Raw genomic sequence first — 17,124 nt, 5'->3', positions numbered from 1 at the left:
TCTTACAATCTTCTGACATAACTAAAGCAAAAAATACTTTTCTAAAAATAAAACTTCCTAAAATTTATAGGAAGTTTCGTTTTATAAAGTGTTATTAAGTTCAATATCTTAAAATTTTTTCTTTAGAACCTCCTTCCCAAATCCATGGACTACTATTACCCCGTTGCTTCTTGGTATGAAATTTGGAACCAGCATCATCAACTGCTCTAGCTCCTGAAGTTCTGAATCTTGCATAAAATACTTTGACATCTTTTTTACCTCTCTTTCTGATTTTGAACATAAAAAACGGCAAGTCTGTAGGTCTTTAATTCGACCTAAAATTTGCCGTATGATTTGAAATATTATCTTTCACTAATATCACGATCATAATTTAATTTTAAAACTGCCAAATCACAAAAAAAGAATCTCCAATTGAACGTGCCATATCTATCCCTCCTCTGAAATCAATATATAACATTGCATCTAATGAGATTTATCTAGTATCATCTTATCCAAATCGATAATTGCACCTACTGACTTTAATAAATCCATTCCTATAAGTACATCATCTAATATTATTTCATTGCCTTTATAAATTAATTTAATACTACAAAATGGAAGTCCACATTTAAATTGAAGTTTAACCATTTTTTCGTACTCCAATCCATGTTCTTTCTTCTATAAATAAATTTTCATGTTTTGTATGATATACATACATTTCCCTGTTTTTATCCTTCTTAGGAAGGAATATATCGACTATTACAGCATAATTAACTTAATGTGTTCTACCACATTAATTGAAATTTGCATCTCAAACATCATAGCAAAAGCGACAGTTTGTTTCTTGATTTCAAAACTGAGGGAATAAAAGCGATCCAGCCAATATAGAAATTGCTCCGGCAATCTAAGCACTATAGATTTTATAGTTATAAATAAGGACAATTTTTTCATTAGTTTCTCCTCATTTTTTTATTACTTTTACGCACAATTCAAAGCAAATAGTAAATTTATATTTTTCAGAGTTTAACGATTCTTTATCAACAATACTAACTTCCAACATCCCTCCCATTTCTTCTGCCAGCAATTTTGCAACTGTCAACCCTAATCCTGTACCGCCTTGATTTCGGGAACTATCCTGCATATAAAATCTATTAAATAAATGTGGAATATCATCTTCAGAAAGCATATTTGTATCATTGATGAATGAAATTAATACATTTTCATCGTCTTCTTTCATTGAGATTCTTAGAAAACTATCGGCATATCTACCAGCATTTTGTAATAAATTAAGAAATATTCTTACTAATGCAGAATCTTCCGCCATTACCCATATCGGGTGTTCTGGTATATTAACCTCTATTGCTAAATGCGATCGCTCTAAGATTTGGTAGTTACCCATAAGAGATTCCTTTAACGTTCTGGAAATATCCACATTATTCAGTGTCAATCCAAAATCTCCTGCATTTAAGCGGGAAAAATCATAAAATTGAGTTACCAATATTTTCATGGTTTCCGCTTTATGCTCGATAATTTCTAACGCTTCTGCCAGTTCTTTGTCCATGTTAAGTTCTTTTTCCGTTTTTTTGATAAGTTTTAAATAACCCAAGATTACAGTTAAAGGAGTTCGTAAATCGTGACTGATATTTTCTATTTGCTTCTGGAACCCTTTTTCTCTTTTTTCATAATTCTGCCGTTCTTTTCTGATTTCCTCTAAAGTATAATTAAAGGAACACAAGACCTTCTCTAAATCCCTATTCGGTATCGGCAAATGAAGAATTTGGTTTTGTGTAAGGTCTTTTTGTATTTCCTGTATATCTTTTGTTATCTCACGAAACGCATATAGGATTGAAAGATAGTGAAATGCAAAATAACCCCCTATAATAGCTAAAATAATATACAGCATTTCGCTCCTCCTATCCAAAATCAGACATATAAATTACAATTCTATTTTTCTCAATAATATGACACCCACTAAGGAAAAAACAACGGTTCCAATTATGCCGGACATTAAGCATTTAGCCATTCCTTCTGCCGTACCCCATGCAGTAATACTCTGTGACATATTGACGCTCATTCCATTTGCACCAAAAAAATTATCGGGCATCCACATAGCAATGTTGCGAATCATATCAAAACGAAGACCCAAGTAAAAAAAGATTTTGGGAATAATAAACCAAATTGTAACCCAAATGATAATTCCTATAGAATCTTTCTCAAATACTTCTATACATACAATTCCCGAAATCAACGAAGCGACAGCTATAAAAAATACGGCTGGAATTTCTGTCAATAAATCCATCAGATTTACGGGGCCTGTATGTTCCAAAAAAACAACTGCACTTATAATATAAACACTTATGACTATAATCAAAGAAAAGATAGCTGAAGCAGTGGCTACAATACATTCTCCGGCAAAGACCTTTGTTATGGAAATACCAAAAGCAATCGTATTTTTTAAATTGCCATATTTTCTGTTCCCCTCATAGAGAAAAATTCCAATAACAGCACCCATAACACAAAAAAGCATTGGATTTGCTACTAAATTTGAATATGAAAACGAAGTTGTATCGTATCGAAAACTTATACCGTCCATTCTTCCAAACCAGCTTAATACAGCATTCAGCAAAAATGACAGAATTGCTAAAATTGCAGTTAAACAATAAATACCTCTGCTGTGGGATACCCGATAAAATTCACTTTTTATATAATTCATAATTTTTCTTCACCTCTTTTCTTTAATTCCATATAATAATCTTCCAAAGAAGATTGAATTGTTCTCATACCTGTTATATAAATCCCGTTTTCAGAAGCTAATTTGCTGTAAGCTTCTGCTTGCTCCTGTGGTCTATCGATACGAATATTGTTTTCTGGAAGAACTTTGTAGGTTTCTTTTGGAAAATTTCTTTCCAATAAAACAGAATATTTTTCCACATCTGATACTGTAATTTCAATACAATCCGAACATTTCTCAAGTAATGCATGTGACGAGATTTCTTCAATCAAAATCCCTTTGCTTAAAAAACCATATGCGCTAGCAATTTGTTGAAGTTCAGACAATATGTGGCTCGACAGTAGAATTGTAATGTTCTTTTCATCATTCAAGCGATGTAGTAAATTACGAAATTCGATAATACCGCTAGGGTCTAGTCCGTTTATAGGCTCGTCCAGAACTAAAAGCTGTGGTTCTCCCATCATGGCAATCGCAAGACCTAATCTCTGTTTTTGCCCCATTGAAAGATTTTTGCATTTACTGTTTCGCTTTTCTGTAATACCCATTAGTTTTACCATTTTATCAACTTTTTCTCTATCTGGAATCCCCTTTTGAATACAATAATACTTTAATATTTGTTCTACGGTCATGTTGGGAAAAAAACTAGGCTGTTCAATCATGCACCCTATTTTTTTTCTGGTACTTTCCAACTCCTTTTCTCCATATTTTCCAAAAAGCTGTATTTCTCCATCTGTTGCATAGATATGTCCAGCTAACAATTTTAAAAGGGTACTTTTTCCGGCACCATTATCACCAACTAGTCCATAAATACTTCCTCTTTTCACATGAATATTTACATGATCTAATGCAAGGAGCGAACCATATGCCTTTGTAACTTGTTTTGTTTCTATAACATAATCATTCATTTATCTGCCTCCATATAAAAATAAGTTTATCAATTATTGGATTTCCTCATTGAACAAACATATTATAACAGTTCAGTCTTTAATAAGTCATAAAAAACTTTTAAAGAAGTCATAAAGTTTTTTATTGGAGTTTAAATCCAATGCCATATACGGTCTGAATATAGTCTTCTTCGGAATCCACTTCTTTTAATTTTTTTCTTAAATTGCTAACATGAACATTTACAGTGTTATTTTCACCGTAATATCCACCATGCCACACCAATTCATACAAACTTTCTCTGGAATACACTTTCTCTGGGTTTTGCATGAAAAGGTAAAGAATTTCATACTCATGAGCTGTTAATACGATTTCTGTTCCACCAATTGTTACTTTTCTGGATTGAGGATAAAGTTGTAAAGTCTTATATGTTAGAATTTTTTTAGAGCTGAATTCTTTTCCTGCACGTCTTAAAGCCGATTGAACTCTTGCAATCACTTCCTCTGGTTCAAAAGGCTTAGTGATGTAATCATCTGCACCATTCTTTAATAAAGATACTTTATCCCCTAAAGAATTTTTTGCTGAGAGTACTAGAACAGGAACATTATAATGTTTATTCTCCCTAATATCATGCAATAGTTCCTCTCCTGATATTCCAGGAAGCATAAGGTCAAGTAAAATAAGGTCTGGAATTTCTTTTTCTAATAATAATTTTGCTTCTGTACCCGAAAAAGCCTGTACAGTCTGGTATTCTGCTTTTTCTAATATCTTAGCCAGCAATCCATTTATATCTGATTCATCTTCTACAATCAGTATCTTGTATTTCATTTTCATCCATCCTTTCTAAATTGCCATCTCCATCTCCACGATGTCACATATGATGAGTTCATCGTTCCTTCTCTTGAACCATGAAATTATGTATTTAATTATTTTATATCTCCTCCATTTATCTGATAATTATACTATATATCTAGTAATCTGTTAAAAAATATTTCTTATTATTTTTATTGGAACACTTATATCAAACAGGCTCACTTCCCATTTCTTTGCTATACACCCTATCATAATTCTGCTAAAAAGTGCACACACCTACTTCAAAATTCATAGGGGTGTGCATGTCCAACATAAAAATCTATAAATTTAATCTCTAAACCTAAAGATTCTACTCTTTCATCTCCCCAAAAACACGAAAACCCCTCAATTCAAGGGTTTTCTATTGTATCAAACTTGTTGTTTCTTTATGTCTAATAACTATAAGTTTGATACAATTTATCGGATTTTTTGTTGGAGCTTGTTATTTTAATATCTCTAATTTGTATGGGATTTCCGCTAAAAGGTGCACACCCTCATTATTAACATATTACCACATACTGAATTAAGCAGATACTGGATTAAGCCCACCGTTAAAACCTCGGTGGGCTAATTTTTTAACTCTTAAAACATCTGTAAAATCAGTTGTTGTAGCTTGCAAATCAGAAACGCAACATTCTTATGTGTCTATACTTTCAGACATAAATTTGTAATGTTAAATGTCGAGTATTTTTATTTTAATAAAAGTAGTCAAAGTGTAATGTAAACGGTAGTTTGCTTATAACATACGACGATATTGATAACCGTTATGGCTTCTTAAACAGTACAACTCCGCTACCCATAAAAGTAATTGTATCATCTTGAATATAAGCTGCACAACCATCCGGCAATGCGATTGTGCCATATGACTGCGCTGAATACTCTTGAATCCTATTTCGTTTATAGTTTGTATTATCATAATCCCCATTCCCATAATGACAACAAATGTTAAAACCTTTTACCAAATTTAGTCCTGTTGAATCTTCAAAGCCAATAGTGTTTTCACTATCATAGGTTGTACTCGTTATATCTTCACTAAAAATAATGCTTCCTGCTGATAAGCCATATACAAATCCACCTCGATTTATAAAATCAATGAGCTTTTTATCAAATCCACTCTCTTTTATTTCCTTCAAAAGCTTAAAAGTGTTGCCACCTCCGATATATATTGCGGTGTATATATCGCTTATAACTGCTTTGTTCAGGTCAATGCACATTTCTATATTGAAAATTCCATATTTATTATAAGTGCGTTTGAACCATTCAAAGCGTTGGCCGTAATTAGTTTCTTTATCAGCGACTGGTACATATAATACTGTTCGACTTAAATCAATTTGAGAAGCAAAAAATTCGTCAAGTGTGACAACGCCTTCGGCATTGCCTCCTGATAATAATAATTTCATTTCGTATCCCTCCACAAATATAAATTAACTAAATTAACCACTCAAACCAACCATCAAATGATTATTGAGATTATATCCATAATAAACTGCAAGAAATTACAAGTCAACAACTTTTACATAGTCTTGAAATTGTGACTTTACGGTGTTTTTAACTCCCAATGCCAACGGCGACACAAACCGTAACCTCAGTCTGTGTGCTACGTTTACCATAACCCTTATTCTCTCTATCGAATGAATAAAACTCGCATAAATGCCTAAATTCCGCCACTTTCAAGAGTACATTCGACATAGTCCTACCACGCACTCTACGTGTGTTTTGGTGGCTAAGTGATACTAATACGCATTAGAATACGTTTTGCGTAAAGATGTACCCCCCTTAAGTAAGATGTGGTCGTAAAAATTCACTAGAATCCATGTATCTTCTTAACCCTTTGATTTTACATGGTCTTCTGATTATCTTAAAACTCATATACCCCGCACATACCACCTTGCTGACTTTTTAGTTACTTATCTTTATTAATTTTATTCAAAAAATTAGTACTTTTTTATCTAAATCTAGATAAAAGTAAATTTTAAACATCTTTATCTTTACCACGTGGAAATGGTTCTTTATATATCAATTTTCGTCCTTCTAGAGTATTGTAATGCTGAGGATGCCCCTTTACAATATGTTCCTTTCGCGAGGCATGTGTTATATCACCAAACCCATCATCTGAGGTGTATTCTTCATTGTATCCATCATCACGTCCACTATCATTTCTTTTTTTTTGTTGAGTATCACTATTCTCATTAAGAGCATCTCTATTTATATTATCCTTACCTTCTATTAATTTAATAATTACTGGTACCAGCATAAATCCCAGTATAGGTACCACTTTTTTTGCTACCTTTGATAAGCTCTTTCCGATAATTCCCTCTTTAAGTATAATATCCCAAATTATGTTTGGCTTATCTATTTTCATCACACTCTTTGTCTTACCACTTTTTTCTCTTATGTCTTTTGGTTTACTATTTACATTATTTGATGAATTCTTATTAATTACTGTTTTCATTATTTCATCTGCATCTTTTTCCCAATCAAATTTTTCACTACTACTATATTTACATTGTACTAGGTCTGAAAAATCATGCGCATTTTTTGTGATACCTAATTCTTTTTCTACATTGTGAACAATTCCATATCCAATGTGAAGTCCTGCTGGCAAAGCTACTGATTGACCATCTTCTCCAATATGGTGATGAATTAGTTTATCGCCAAGAAAAGGTTTATACTCTGGAAAATAATCAATAAACACCTTATCGCAAAGTGGAGATATGCCATCTTCTAATGACCATTTATTTTCTTCACTAAAATATTCGGGGTGCCTATTTAAAAGTTGCTTAAAATAATATCTACTATCTCTTTTCCATCCACAATTATTTACATTGCTTTTCCCATTGTTTTCTTGCCCAATAAACTCCATATTTACAATTAATTCTTTGCTATACGTTACCTTGTAAAAGATTTCTTTCCCATTATCTAATATTGTACTGTTATTCCGTCCTAATTTTTCTTCATTTATTCCCATATGAGAATAGATTTTCTCCATAGCTAACACCTCGGTTCCATGTTGCTTATAAGTTCATAAATTGATGATGCAATTATTTCACTCTCATCTTTTTCAGCATCTAACCATATAACTTTACCTGTACTATTATCAATACAAAGCAACAAGTTATCAACCCCATCTATTTCAGCTAAACCAATTTCAATTAAGTTAGTATTACGTCCAATGTCTTTTGCAATTTTGTTTCTTTTTATAATAAAATGTTTTATATCTACTAGTGGGGTAATGGGTGTAAAAGATACTATGATCGCTCCAACACTCCCTACCATTTTCATAAAAAAATAACTAGTAAAATATTCCTTTATATCATTATGTAATTCTAATCCAATTTCTTTTTGTATTTCATTAAAGTCGGCTTTCTCTTTATTATCTATGATTTTCCACGATATATAACCACTTTCATTTGAATCCCCTATATACATTTCTTTAGGCATTTCATTATTGTATGGAACTCTTGGATGAGTATTTCTCCTCTGATTCCACAAATCATCAAGTTTATCATAATATTGCTTTATTGCTTCTTTAATCATCATATTTCCTCCTATCTATCAATTATCCAAATCCATTTCTGTGAAGAATTCATGATTCTGGTCTGCTAACTTCAACTTCATGGGGGAAAATGCATTTTGTACCTTTACGTAGAACCTACCGTTTCATCTTAATTACAAAATCACTTTGGTTTCATTAATAGTGTAAATATAATAAATTGAATTAAACCCTTATGTAGTCCTCAGCGCAAATTATACAATTTTATCTTTTACCAGCTGTTGAAAAATTTCTACCTACTTTTGAGTATATTACTCTATAAGGGCTGTTACTTGAGAAATTAACGTATTCCTGATCGATATATACAGAATCACCAATTTTAAAATTATCACTTTTTTTCCATTCCTCTAGGTAATGATGATTAATAAAATAGTGTTTTAATTCACCGTTTTCAAAACTATAATATCCTATTAGTTGATGAGGAAATAGTGCATATTTAACCATAACTTCATTATGTCTATTGGGATACCAGGGTATTCCCATACTTCTTAGCTTATTTCCAATATAGTCAGAATTTCTATATTCATATTTTTCGTCAACAATTGGCACCCAATAATCTAGTATTACAAATTTTTTAATTGCTGCTGCATCCATATTAGCCGATGTTGTGTATCTACGATTTCCAGCACCAAAGTAATATGCGCTCTTATACCTGTCCCCCCCCATAGAGGTCGAGACCCATGGACTTATTTCTTTGAAAACCTGATTTCCAGCTGTATGCAATGCATAACATATCCACTCTTTAATAATAAGTAAATCATTATGCGAATCTATTTTTTTAATAGCATTACTTATTATATTTGCAATAGATTCTGGAGACTCACTAGGTGCATAATTTTTAAGGTTTTTATTATAATGATATTTAAGATCCTTTCCATACAAATCAAGCAACCTGAATAGCATTTCTTTATTAACTACATCAGGTTCCAAAAAATCTCTGCACTCAGACTCTTGAAAAAAAGAATGCATGGACTTTTCTCCCCAATCAAAAAGAATATTAGGTAAACGAATAACTGAATTTAAAATATTTATCCTACCCTCTCCACGAGACAATTTCATTATATTCTTATTTTTTTCTGATAAGAGTAATTGTTTTTTCAAAAAATCTTCATCTAGTCCTAGTAAATCTGAACTTTGCGACTTAAAATGTGGAATTGAATTAATTAGATTCTCTGGTACTAAGTTATTCATCATTAACCCTCCATTACAAATCTCAACTATTATAATAATTAACCTGCAAAATACTATTACTCAAAGTAATAACTTTATTAATTTACAAAATTTCATCTAACTTAGAAAAATCTGTTGCAATATATTTTTCGAATCTTGGTTTAGTATACTCTTCACTTTCATTTGTTTCAGTATTCTTTTTTTTTCCATTAATCCAAATACTTCTCTTTCCAACATTTTTTCCATTTTTATTTGTGTTACACTCACTTAGGTATTCTTCAGAAGACATTATCCACATGGTTTCCATACGCTCTGAATAAAAAACAAAAAAATAATTATTTCTAAGTTCATGATTCATACCTGCAAATAAACCTGCATCACCAAACTTAACATCATTTGAGCGTGCCTTTATCTGAACTTCAATAAAACTACCATCTGATTTTTTTATTACGACATCAATACCATCAGCATCAACAAGAGGCATGTAGCAATCTAATCCTTCTTTCAGCATAAGACCAATAATGTAATATTCAATTCTTTTTCCAAATCCAGCTGAATGTCTATATCTCATGTATTCTCCCCCTATATAATTGACATATAATACCTATTTTCTATTTACACTTTAGGTCTATAAACCATAGAATTATACAGTGGCAATAGTAATTTAATATATTTTATAATTTCATTACAAATGCCATCAATATTTTTTATCGTTGGATTATCAGGTTTATAGAAAATTACTAAATATGACTCTCTTCCGTCTATGTCATATTTCTCAAAGTATTTGCAAAATGGCATCTCATTTTCACCATTAAAATTAAATTGAAATGTTTCATCGAGCTCTTCATCATAGATTTCCCAAGTCATATTTAAGCCTTTTAATTTTGAAATTTCTTCTTCAATTTTTGACTGCAGTTTATTCATATGCTCATGCATATATGCTCTATCAATTGCACCATGCTTCACAGCTAAAAATAGATTAATGTGAAATCCAGATGGAACTATGCAAAATTGTAAACAGGCATGTTTTTGAAATCCAATTGTTAAATCTTCTGCATTGAAACTATTGAAATTTAGAGTCGTTACCTCAGCTTTTGTTTTTCCGTATCTTACCCCTATCCACCCAACTCTACCTTTATTATAAACACTAGGTATTATACCGGAAGTTATATTATCTTGTCTCCAATGACACTCCACTCCCAGCTTTTTAACAGAAGAATATATTTTTCTATGTATAGCAAGAATTTTATCTTGTACTACTTTCCTGCTCTCCCTAATATCTACATCGTTTCTTGTTTGATTATGAACAAAAAAAGTTTTATAATCTTCGAAGTTAAAATAAAAATCCTCTATTTCCAAATCATCTTCCTCTAACGCATCTTCTTGATGAATATATCCCTTTAATCTTTTTCTGATCTTTTTCTGTGTATTTTGTAAATCTTCAATTATTTGAAAATTATTTTTGTAGTATTCTATAACATCACCATCAACTAAAGTAGACCGAAATCCACAGAAATTAAAGAACGTATCAATGCTTGCCAGCTCAGTATTATCCAAGGTCTCTATAGAATCAAATTCTATATTTTTTTTAAATCCGCCACTGGTAAAATTAGAAGAACCAAATATCAACTTACATTCATTTGTTGCCCTAATCAAATAAACTTTTGAATGAAATGTTCTATCAAAAAAAATCCTTACAGTACATATTTGTAGTAATTCTGTAAGGAGTTTATGTGGCTTATCATATGTAAATTCTGCCGACAAAAATAATTTAATTTTATCCTTTTTCAATTTATATTTTTCTGAAAGTTCCTTTAGCATTCTAAGTCCATCTATGGAAAAGAAGGCTGTTCCAATGTATATCTCTTTTACTGAATCTAATCCATATAACTCTTGCTCTAGAGTTGTTTGTTTTTCAGTATTTTTATTCCAGTAATACATATCATTCCTCCTCGTATAATGTAGTTGTAAGCATTGATAACAAATCAGTCATATCAAATACGAATATCATAACTAATATCTTTTTTAATGTTCGCAACTTATAATTTACTTTTAATTAATCTCGTCTTAATTCTGATTATTGTCAATTACCAATATTGGATACTGGTAACCGGTTAATGCACAATGATATAATATTTCCTGATTAGAGAAGATAGATGTTTTCCTCCTGAGAGGTAAGTAATTGCCTATACTCGTAAATTAGCGTATCATTCCATCAGTGAGTTTTCTGTGTTTTAGCTGGTTGGGTTTCCAATTTTGGAACTACCCGTGTCACAAACGAGGTTGCAGCCTCATTGATAGAAGTGGAATCTCTACTCTATCTCACTTTTAAAAAAGGAGATGTTATATATGTCAAAAAACCTAAATAGTCTTGTAGTAGGCATCGATGTTGCTTCTGAATTCTCTTTTGCCTCAATCCTTGCTCCTGATGGTAGTCAGTATAGAAAACCTTTTAAACTCTTTCATACTGCCCTTGGTTTTAACTACTTAATTGAGCAAATAAAAAAAGCATAAAAAGAGAGTTTTCCACAACACCTGTGTTCTTTATGGAGTCCACAGGCGTGTATCATCTAACACTTTTCCACTTTCTTAAGGATAAGAAGTTTGAGACCTTCGTTATTAATCCTCTTGTTACTAATTGTAACAAAAATAAGAACATAAGAAAAGTGAAAAATGATAGAAATGACGCATTATCTATTGCACAACTAGGAAAGTTCCAAGATATCAAAGTTTCATCTGATTCCGATATTGAAATTTTCACATTAAAGTTATTAGTACGCGATTACTATAAACTTATTGATACTAGATCCGGATTTAAAAAGAAACTTAGTAATTCTCTGTACATATCTTTTAGTGGATATCAAAAAGTATTTTCTAACACCTGTGGATTAGTTTCAATTAAAATTTTAAAAAAATATCCTACTCCGCAGGAAGTTATTTCAGCTCAAAAACAAGATATCATAGATATATTGCTTAATTCAAGAAAAGGCATTAAGTGGGCTGAAAAAAAATATGATAACCTCGTAGAGGCATCTGAAAATGCTCAGTTTGTTAGTTTAACATCACCATGGTTGTCAGTGTCTATTACTACTTCTATAGCAATCTATGAAGCCATTGATACTGAAATAGCTACGCTTTTAAAAAGATTAAATGTTTTATAGACAGTGATGAAATGTCCATTACTTTCCGCAAAAATATATTGTTGTTAATGTCTATACCAGGTATTGGATATAATACTGCAATAACGATATTAGCTGAAATTGGTGGTATTGATAAATTTGTTACTCCAAAACAGCTTGTGGCTTTCTTCGGAGTCGATCCTGCTGTTAATGAATCTGGTAACTTTAAGGGCGATAAAGTTAAAATATCTAAACGTGGAACAAGATTTGGCAGAAGAGCTCTATATGCAGCTGCTTTGGCTTCCATTAGAATGAAGCGTAATGGAGAAGCCACAAATCATGTTTTACTTAAATACTATAAAGAAAACCTAAAAGGTAAAAAGGCAAAAGTCGCTTTAGTTGCAGTTATGCACAAGCTTATTAAATATCTGTTTGCTGTTTTAAGAAATCAAGAAGAGTACCAAGTTAGAGATCCAAAACTACACCAGAAAATGTTTTTAGAGAATAAAACTATTATAGCTGCCTAATTTATTTTATTACCTCCCTTTTTTTACCATCGTTCGTCTTTCGAAACGATCTTTTTGTTGTGCACAAAATTAATCTAAATAGCTCAAAACAAATTTATAATAAATGGTTGACTTTAACTAGCTAGTCTAATCTTAAACGAATAGTTTTGGGGCCTTAATTTTAATTATTATATCACAATATACATTACTATTTTATTACATAAAATGCAATGTTTTATTATTTACGACAACATATGTTATATTAATATCATTCTTCAATGCTCAGCTAATTTACGGTTATCCTCCCACGCTAAAAATGCACACTCCTTAATTCAACTCCATAGGGGGTGCGCATTTATTTGATTTATTTCAAACTTTTGTGTAAAAGATACCCATTATGGTAATGAGGGACTCGAAATTCTTAGGACTCATACATTTATGCAATTAATAAATTCAAGCTAAACCCGCCATATCTCAGAGAAGATTTCATGCAATTGCAATTCTATTTAAGCCCTTTCACCCTATAAATAATTATTTAAATGTTATCCTCATTTATTATATCAAATATATGTTTACTTTTCCCAAGTAGCTCATCTTCCTTAGCAGTTAAAGGATCTAGCCAGTCTGCTTTATTTCTTGACCATTCTAACCATCTTAATATTTTCTCTTTCTTTGCATTATCTACGACTTTACTCAGTTCTTTTTCCATGTCTTCAGCAAACATTCTTATCATTTGTGCTTTATTCCAGTCAGAAACAGCCTGTTCCAAAAATTTTACTTCTTCCAATTCCCCCTTTCGCATTTTCTCTAAGCGACGTTGTCTCTTTTCCTCCTCCCATTTCCTATCCTGCTTTCTATCCTCAAGTTCATCAATTGCTCTACTATATTACTATTTAAGTAACCCTCTGCCTTAATTGACATTACCAAAATGTTTTTTGATTCACTTATCCGTTTTTTTGCTTTTACCTTATTAACTTCTTCTTCAACTTCAAAGTAAAAAATAGTATGCATTATAAGAAATCCACCAATATCCTTTTCTGATATTCTTCTAACCAAAATACGTCCTTCCATTTCATCTAAAGTATTTATAAGAGAATCCACTATTCTATAGGCTCTATTTATATTAAAATTTGAAACATATATTGGAAGAATAGGTTCATTTCCTCTATCCACACTATTATATTTTTAAAATTGTATAAACTTATATTCACCGGCTTTACATCTTTGCTTATTTTTTTTCTATTTTTAATACCTTCTTTATGTTCTATAATCAACCGGTGTGGATTTCTAAGCTGCGTTCTTACCTGTATTTTTGAACATTTATCCCTAATAAATTTAACTGTCTCTGTACTTAATAAACTTAATTCCTCATCGGAAATCAATTCATCATCACTTATTTTTTTATATCATCTTTTAATTTAATTACATAGTCATGGACATATTTTTTTATTATTCAATATACGTCTGGCAAAGGGTCTTTTGCAATCTTCTTACCAGCTTTAATTTTTGACCAATATCCACTAGTTGCTAGAGGTATCCCTAACCTTCTACAATTCTTTCTTAACACACTGTCAGACATATTATACCTTTTAGCTACAGTTGTCATTGGCTCTGTCAAAACTTCTTTGTACAAATTTTCCCTCTCGTTGCCTGAAACATATCTAAAATCCATAAAATCCATAAAATCACCTCTTAAAATAATCTATTTATATCACAAGGTATCTATACACTTTACTTATATTCAATTTTAATAAAGTTACAATGAAATAGGAAGTTCACTATTATGCTTTGTTTTCTTTCTCATTGTACTTCTCAATCACAATCAAGCTTCTTTTCTTTAAATGTTCCAAAAGTTCCTTTTCTCTTTCACTAGTAGCCAGCCATAACTCTCCATACTGCTTATTAAAAGCATTAAATAGCTTTCCATCATCCTCAGTTTCTTCTATTTCTAATATTTCTGACATTAACTTTTTATCCCTAATTACAGCTATAAAGTTAATGAATATATTATTTAATCTTTCCGATGCAAGTTTCGTAACATTTTTTTGTGTGAATGGCATTCTTGGCACTATAGAACTAACTTTCACACTCTTTCTGCTCTTACCCCTTCCCATAAATTTACGTTCTGAAGTATCTTCACAAATCACTATTTTTATGATGTTCTCAGAGTCTAAATATTCTCCTTGAATTGTTGTCGAGGATACTTCTGCACCATTTTCATTAAGAACCTTCTCTAACCTTCTCAGTTGAAAACTCATTACTTCATAAATTTCATCCTTTTTTGTACCTTTATTTGTCTTACTTGGAACCGGAACATTAAATCCCTCAAATCTCGTATCATCTAATAACTTCACATGAAAGCTTACAGTGAATTTATAGACACTTCCTTTAATAAAATTATCCTTGCTACTTTCAATAATTATGTTGAATTTATCAGCAATCTCTTATCAAAAATATCAGTGTTTTGTAATATATACTCCATAATTAAATATCACTCCTAAAATAGTAGTTACTCATAATCATTTATTTCCACTTAGTGAAAGTTTCATACATTTCATTTACTTCTTTAAAGATCTAAGTTACATCATTCTCAAGATTGTTCTGATAAACTTAATCCTATAAACAAAAAACAGTCAAAGTGAAATTATCCACTCCAACTGACCCCATTAAAGTCCTCTATCCAATTAAAACCTCAATCTGTGTACCCTCAATCAAAGTTACAATAATCTTATTTTCTTCGAAAACTATCATCATCTCAATTATTTTAAAGTATAACTCCAAATTAAACTCGTTTATTGACTCTGCATCAACTATCATTTTTATAAACTCACCAATTTTATACCTCTGAAGCAAATTTTCACTCTGCATCTGTGCCTCCCACTTTCCTTTATCTATAATTTCAGGATGGCTCTCTTCAACATAGTATTGAAAAACATCTCCATTATTCGCAACTCTCTTCTTCGTGAGGAAATCTACTGTGTAGGTCTTTTTCAGTAAAGCATCACCTTTATACTTCTTTACATTTCAAGATATACCGTTTCCCCTTCCAGTTCCACCAATATATCCAATTATGGCAAGGTATTCTCGATTCATAAAATCATTTAACATTTCAACTTCATCCTCCGAAAATCCATAGACAATAATCATATACTGATAAAACTTTAGGTTCACTTTACCTTTAACACAGAAGTTTCAGAAATAGTTAATCACCTCTTGACGTAAAAAAAACCATTACAGCACTTTGGCTTTGCAATGGTACCTTAAATTCTTTAATATTACTTTTTTAAGTTTTCTACTATCTTTTTTCCTCTTTCTTCAATAAGATGATTTACATTATATAGATAATTATACAACTCTTCATTATCGCTGGGTTTAATACTGTATATCTTTTTACCCTCATCTATTGACGTTTTATCTATAATTTCTGAATGCCCATCGATCTTTTGATTACCTTGCCTATTAACATTCTTAAACAATGATATGATTTCATTATTTGGACAATAATCTTCTAACAGAAATTTTTTTAAATATGGCTTAAACTTATTTTGATCTATCATCCACTCTCCTGTTTTCCATTTATCTAGAAATAAATCAAAATAATCTTGCACATCCCATCTTGTTCCTTTTACAGCATTAAATCCAACAGGAATGAGTGTGAAATTTCCAATTGAATGTGTTAATTGAGAAAATTTACATAGTTCTTCATATATTTTAAATTCACCCTGTTTATCTATAATCTTTTTTTCTACTTCCTTAATCTGTTCTTTATTTGATAACCACTCATATAATACTTTTCCCTGAGCGCGATAGCCTTTATCGGGGTTTTGATTATGAAATTCATCTTTATAATCATGATAAAAAGTCTGTAATACAACCTTATAAGTTGTCCAAAATGAATTAATAGTTTCAGTTCCTAATAATACCTTACTATTATTCAATTTAACCAATCTATAGTTGTAATTCACTTCCAATGGCCATCCCCAAAGTCTATTATATATGTCATACGCCAACTGACATTTATCGCAATCTCTAGAATACAATTTATATAGAAAATACTTGCGAATACTATTATCATTATCTTCATTTGGGTTTTGAAATTGGTTTTTAAAATCATACAAAGCAGGATTTTCTTCCTGCAAAAACTTTTCAATAGAATCAATCATCTTTTTCCCCTCTCAAGTAATCAATATTATGATTTGTACTACATCTCTGATTATAATATAACATATTATTTCAGACATTCACCCAAAAATTTCTTATATACCACCAAGATTTACGTACAATATACAAATTATAACAAACCATAAATATATATTCGAAAAAACAAAAAGT

21 protein-coding genes are annotated in these 17,124 nt (G+C 31.0%); 3 read left to right on the top strand and 18 right to left on the bottom strand.

The window, feature by feature from the left end; all coding sequences use genetic code 11:
- Window positions 1-108: 108 nt before the first annotated feature.
- The 12 genes from LL038_RS06095 to LL038_RS06040 all read right to left on the bottom strand — a co-directional run bounded on the left by LL038_RS06095 (window position 109) and on the right by LL038_RS06040 (window position 11,108).
- Window positions 109-249, bottom strand: coding sequence for a hypothetical protein (locus LL038_RS06095; RefSeq protein ID WP_216171805.1), 141 nt, complete (start codon window positions 247-249; stop codon window positions 109-111).
- Window positions 250-462: 213 nt separating this feature from the next.
- Entirely contained in the window at window positions 463-627 is a 165-nt protein-coding gene (locus LL038_RS06090) for a hypothetical protein (protein ID WP_216126633.1), read from the bottom strand.
- 313 nt (window positions 628-940) lie between these two features.
- Complete coding sequence (locus LL038_RS06085) at window positions 941-1,882, bottom strand: sensor histidine kinase (RefSeq protein WP_216126630.1); 942 nt, start codon at window positions 1,880-1,882, stop codon at window positions 941-943.
- A gap of 33 nt (window positions 1,883-1,915) precedes the next feature.
- The gene (locus LL038_RS06080; RefSeq protein WP_216126628.1) at window positions 1,916-2,692 is read right to left on the bottom strand and encodes an ABC transporter permease; all 777 of its coding nucleotides are present in this window, start codon (window positions 2,690-2,692) and stop codon (window positions 1,916-1,918) included.
- The gene (locus tag LL038_RS06075; protein WP_216126627.1) at window positions 2,689-3,615 is read right to left on the bottom strand and encodes an ABC transporter ATP-binding protein; all 927 of its coding nucleotides are present in this window, start codon (window positions 3,613-3,615) and stop codon (window positions 2,689-2,691) included. The genes LL038_RS06080 and LL038_RS06075 overlap by 4 nt, the downstream gene beginning before the upstream one ends.
- 121 nt (window positions 3,616-3,736) lie before the next feature.
- The gene (locus LL038_RS06070; protein WP_375293041.1) at window positions 3,737-4,426 is read right to left on the bottom strand and encodes a response regulator transcription factor; all 690 of its coding nucleotides are present in this window, start codon (window positions 4,424-4,426) and stop codon (window positions 3,737-3,739) included.
- 782 nt (window positions 4,427-5,208) lie between these two features.
- Window positions 5,209-5,844, bottom strand: a complete 636-nt coding sequence (locus tag LL038_RS06065; RefSeq protein ID WP_216171803.1) for a Type 1 glutamine amidotransferase-like domain-containing protein — start codon at window positions 5,842-5,844, stop codon at window positions 5,209-5,211.
- Window positions 5,845-6,416: 572 nt separating this feature from the next.
- Window positions 6,417-7,433, bottom strand: coding sequence for a hypothetical protein (locus LL038_RS06060; protein WP_216126623.1), 1,017 nt, complete (start codon window positions 7,431-7,433; stop codon window positions 6,417-6,419).
- Between the two features lie 2 nt (window positions 7,434-7,435).
- The gene (locus LL038_RS06055; protein WP_216126621.1) at window positions 7,436-7,984 is read right to left on the bottom strand and encodes a SecY-interacting protein Syd; all 549 of its coding nucleotides are present in this window, start codon (window positions 7,982-7,984) and stop codon (window positions 7,436-7,438) included.
- 217 nt (window positions 7,985-8,201) lie between these two features.
- Window positions 8,202-9,188, bottom strand: a complete 987-nt coding sequence (locus LL038_RS06050; RefSeq protein WP_216126619.1) for a hypothetical protein — start codon at window positions 9,186-9,188, stop codon at window positions 8,202-8,204.
- An 82-nt stretch (window positions 9,189-9,270) separates the two neighbouring features.
- Window positions 9,271-9,738 (bottom strand): hypothetical protein, encoded by a 468-nt coding sequence (locus LL038_RS06045; RefSeq protein WP_216126617.1) that lies wholly within the window; start codon window positions 9,736-9,738, stop codon window positions 9,271-9,273.
- Between the two features lie 44 nt (window positions 9,739-9,782).
- Window positions 9,783-11,108, bottom strand: a complete 1,326-nt coding sequence (locus LL038_RS06040; protein ID WP_216126614.1) for a phospholipase D family protein — start codon at window positions 11,106-11,108, stop codon at window positions 9,783-9,785.
- Window positions 11,109-11,516: 408 nt separating this feature from the next.
- Here LL038_RS06040 and LL038_RS25520 point away from each other — a divergent pair, with 408 nt between their 5' ends.
- From LL038_RS25520 to LL038_RS25510, 3 genes are read left to right on the top strand one after another with little or no spacing between them, the layout of a single operon-like run.
- Window positions 11,517-11,681 carry an IS110 family transposase gene (locus tag LL038_RS25520; RefSeq protein WP_216128253.1) on the top strand — a complete coding sequence of 55 codons (165 nt, stop codon included), beginning with the start codon at window positions 11,517-11,519 and terminating at the stop codon, window positions 11,679-11,681.
- Between the two features lie 47 nt (window positions 11,682-11,728).
- The gene (locus tag LL038_RS25515; protein ID WP_326493439.1) at window positions 11,729-12,328 is read left to right on the top strand and encodes an IS110 family transposase; all 600 of its coding nucleotides are present in this window, start codon (window positions 11,729-11,731) and stop codon (window positions 12,326-12,328) included.
- An 11-nt stretch (window positions 12,329-12,339) separates the two neighbouring features.
- Window positions 12,340-12,813 (top strand): transposase, encoded by a 474-nt coding sequence (locus LL038_RS25510; protein ID WP_216170727.1) that lies wholly within the window; start codon window positions 12,340-12,342, stop codon window positions 12,811-12,813.
- Window positions 12,814-13,327: 514 nt separating this feature from the next.
- On the opposite strand, the gene LL038_RS06030 is transcribed toward LL038_RS25510, so the two are convergent.
- From LL038_RS06030 to LL038_RS06005, 6 genes are all read right to left on the bottom strand, one after another.
- Window positions 13,328-13,561 carry a hypothetical protein gene (locus LL038_RS06030; protein WP_268056007.1) on the bottom strand — a complete coding sequence of 78 codons (234 nt, stop codon included), beginning with the start codon at window positions 13,559-13,561 and terminating at the stop codon, window positions 13,328-13,330.
- 38 nt (window positions 13,562-13,599) lie between these two features.
- Window positions 13,600-13,965 carry a hypothetical protein gene (locus tag LL038_RS06025; protein WP_216121381.1) on the bottom strand — a complete coding sequence of 122 codons (366 nt, stop codon included), beginning with the start codon at window positions 13,963-13,965 and terminating at the stop codon, window positions 13,600-13,602.
- Window positions 13,966-14,245: 280 nt separating this feature from the next.
- Complete coding sequence (locus tag LL038_RS06020; RefSeq protein ID WP_216121383.1) at window positions 14,246-14,473, bottom strand: RWP-RK domain-containing protein; 228 nt, start codon at window positions 14,471-14,473, stop codon at window positions 14,246-14,248.
- 100 nt (window positions 14,474-14,573) lie between these two features.
- Complete coding sequence (locus tag LL038_RS06015; RefSeq protein WP_253199859.1) at window positions 14,574-15,146, bottom strand: hypothetical protein; 573 nt, start codon at window positions 15,144-15,146, stop codon at window positions 14,574-14,576.
- 322 nt (window positions 15,147-15,468) lie between these two features.
- Window positions 15,469-15,660 (bottom strand): hypothetical protein, encoded by a 192-nt coding sequence (locus tag LL038_RS06010; protein ID WP_216121385.1) that lies wholly within the window; start codon window positions 15,658-15,660, stop codon window positions 15,469-15,471.
- Between the two features lie 407 nt (window positions 15,661-16,067).
- Complete coding sequence (locus LL038_RS06005) at window positions 16,068-16,955, bottom strand: hypothetical protein (RefSeq protein WP_216121387.1); 888 nt, start codon at window positions 16,953-16,955, stop codon at window positions 16,068-16,070.
- Window positions 16,956-17,124: the final 169 nt, after the last annotated feature.

It is taken from the genome of Clostridium estertheticum, from assembly GCF_026650985.1.
Classification (GTDB): domain Bacteria; phylum Bacillota; class Clostridia; order Clostridiales; family Clostridiaceae; genus Clostridium_AD; species Clostridium_AD estertheticum_C.
The sequence above is the reverse complement of the archived record's forward strand: the minus strand, read 5'-3'. Positions and strand labels throughout refer to the sequence as shown.

What these genes read in the sequence shown, in the direction of transcription:
- LL038_RS06095 (WP_216171805.1), bottom strand. Translation starts at nt 249, where the DNA reads ATGTCAAAGTATTTTATGCAAGATTCAGAACTTCAGGAGCTAGAGCAG.
- LL038_RS06090 (WP_216126633.1), bottom strand. Translation starts at nt 627, where the DNA reads ATGGTTAAACTTCAATTTAAATGTGGACTTCCATTTTGTAGTATTAAA.
- LL038_RS06085 (WP_216126630.1), bottom strand. Translation starts at nt 1,882, where the DNA reads ATGCTGTATATTATTTTAGCTATTATAGGGGGTTATTTTGCATTTCAC.
- LL038_RS06080 (WP_216126628.1), bottom strand. Translation starts at nt 2,692, where the DNA reads ATGAATTATATAAAAAGTGAATTTTATCGGGTATCCCACAGCAGAGGT.
- LL038_RS06075 (WP_216126627.1), bottom strand. Translation starts at nt 3,615, where the DNA reads ATGAATGATTATGTTATAGAAACAAAACAAGTTACAAAGGCATATGGT.
- LL038_RS06070 (WP_375293041.1), bottom strand. Translation starts at nt 4,426, where the DNA reads ATGAAAATGAAATACAAGATACTGATTGTAGAAGATGAATCAGATATA.
- LL038_RS06065 (WP_216171803.1), bottom strand. Translation starts at nt 5,844, where the DNA reads ATGAAATTATTATTATCAGGAGGCAATGCCGAAGGCGTTGTCACACTT.
- LL038_RS06060 (WP_216126623.1), bottom strand. Translation starts at nt 7,433, where the DNA reads ATGGAGAAAATCTATTCTCATATGGGAATAAATGAAGAAAAATTAGGA.
- LL038_RS06055 (WP_216126621.1), bottom strand. Translation starts at nt 7,984, where the DNA reads ATGATGATTAAAGAAGCAATAAAGCAATATTATGATAAACTTGATGAT.
- LL038_RS06050 (WP_216126619.1), bottom strand. Translation starts at nt 9,188, where the DNA reads ATGAATAACTTAGTACCAGAGAATCTAATTAATTCAATTCCACATTTT.
- LL038_RS06045 (WP_216126617.1), bottom strand. Translation starts at nt 9,738, where the DNA reads ATGAGATATAGACATTCAGCTGGATTTGGAAAAAGAATTGAATATTAC.
- LL038_RS06040 (WP_216126614.1), bottom strand. Translation starts at nt 11,108, where the DNA reads ATGTATTACTGGAATAAAAATACTGAAAAACAAACAACTCTAGAGCAA.
- LL038_RS25520 (WP_216128253.1), top strand. Translation starts at nt 11,517, where the DNA reads ATGTCAAAAAACCTAAATAGTCTTGTAGTAGGCATCGATGTTGCTTCT.
- LL038_RS25510 (WP_216170727.1), top strand. Translation starts at nt 12,340, where the DNA reads ATGTCCATTACTTTCCGCAAAAATATATTGTTGTTAATGTCTATACCA.
- LL038_RS06020 (WP_216121383.1), bottom strand. Translation starts at nt 14,473, where the DNA reads ATGGATTTTATGGATTTTAGATATGTTTCAGGCAACGAGAGGGAAAAT.
- LL038_RS06010 (WP_216121385.1), bottom strand. Translation starts at nt 15,660, where the DNA reads ATGCAGAGTGAAAATTTGCTTCAGAGGTATAAAATTGGTGAGTTTATA.
- LL038_RS06005 (WP_216121387.1), bottom strand. Translation starts at nt 16,955, where the DNA reads ATGATTGATTCTATTGAAAAGTTTTTGCAGGAAGAAAATCCTGCTTTG.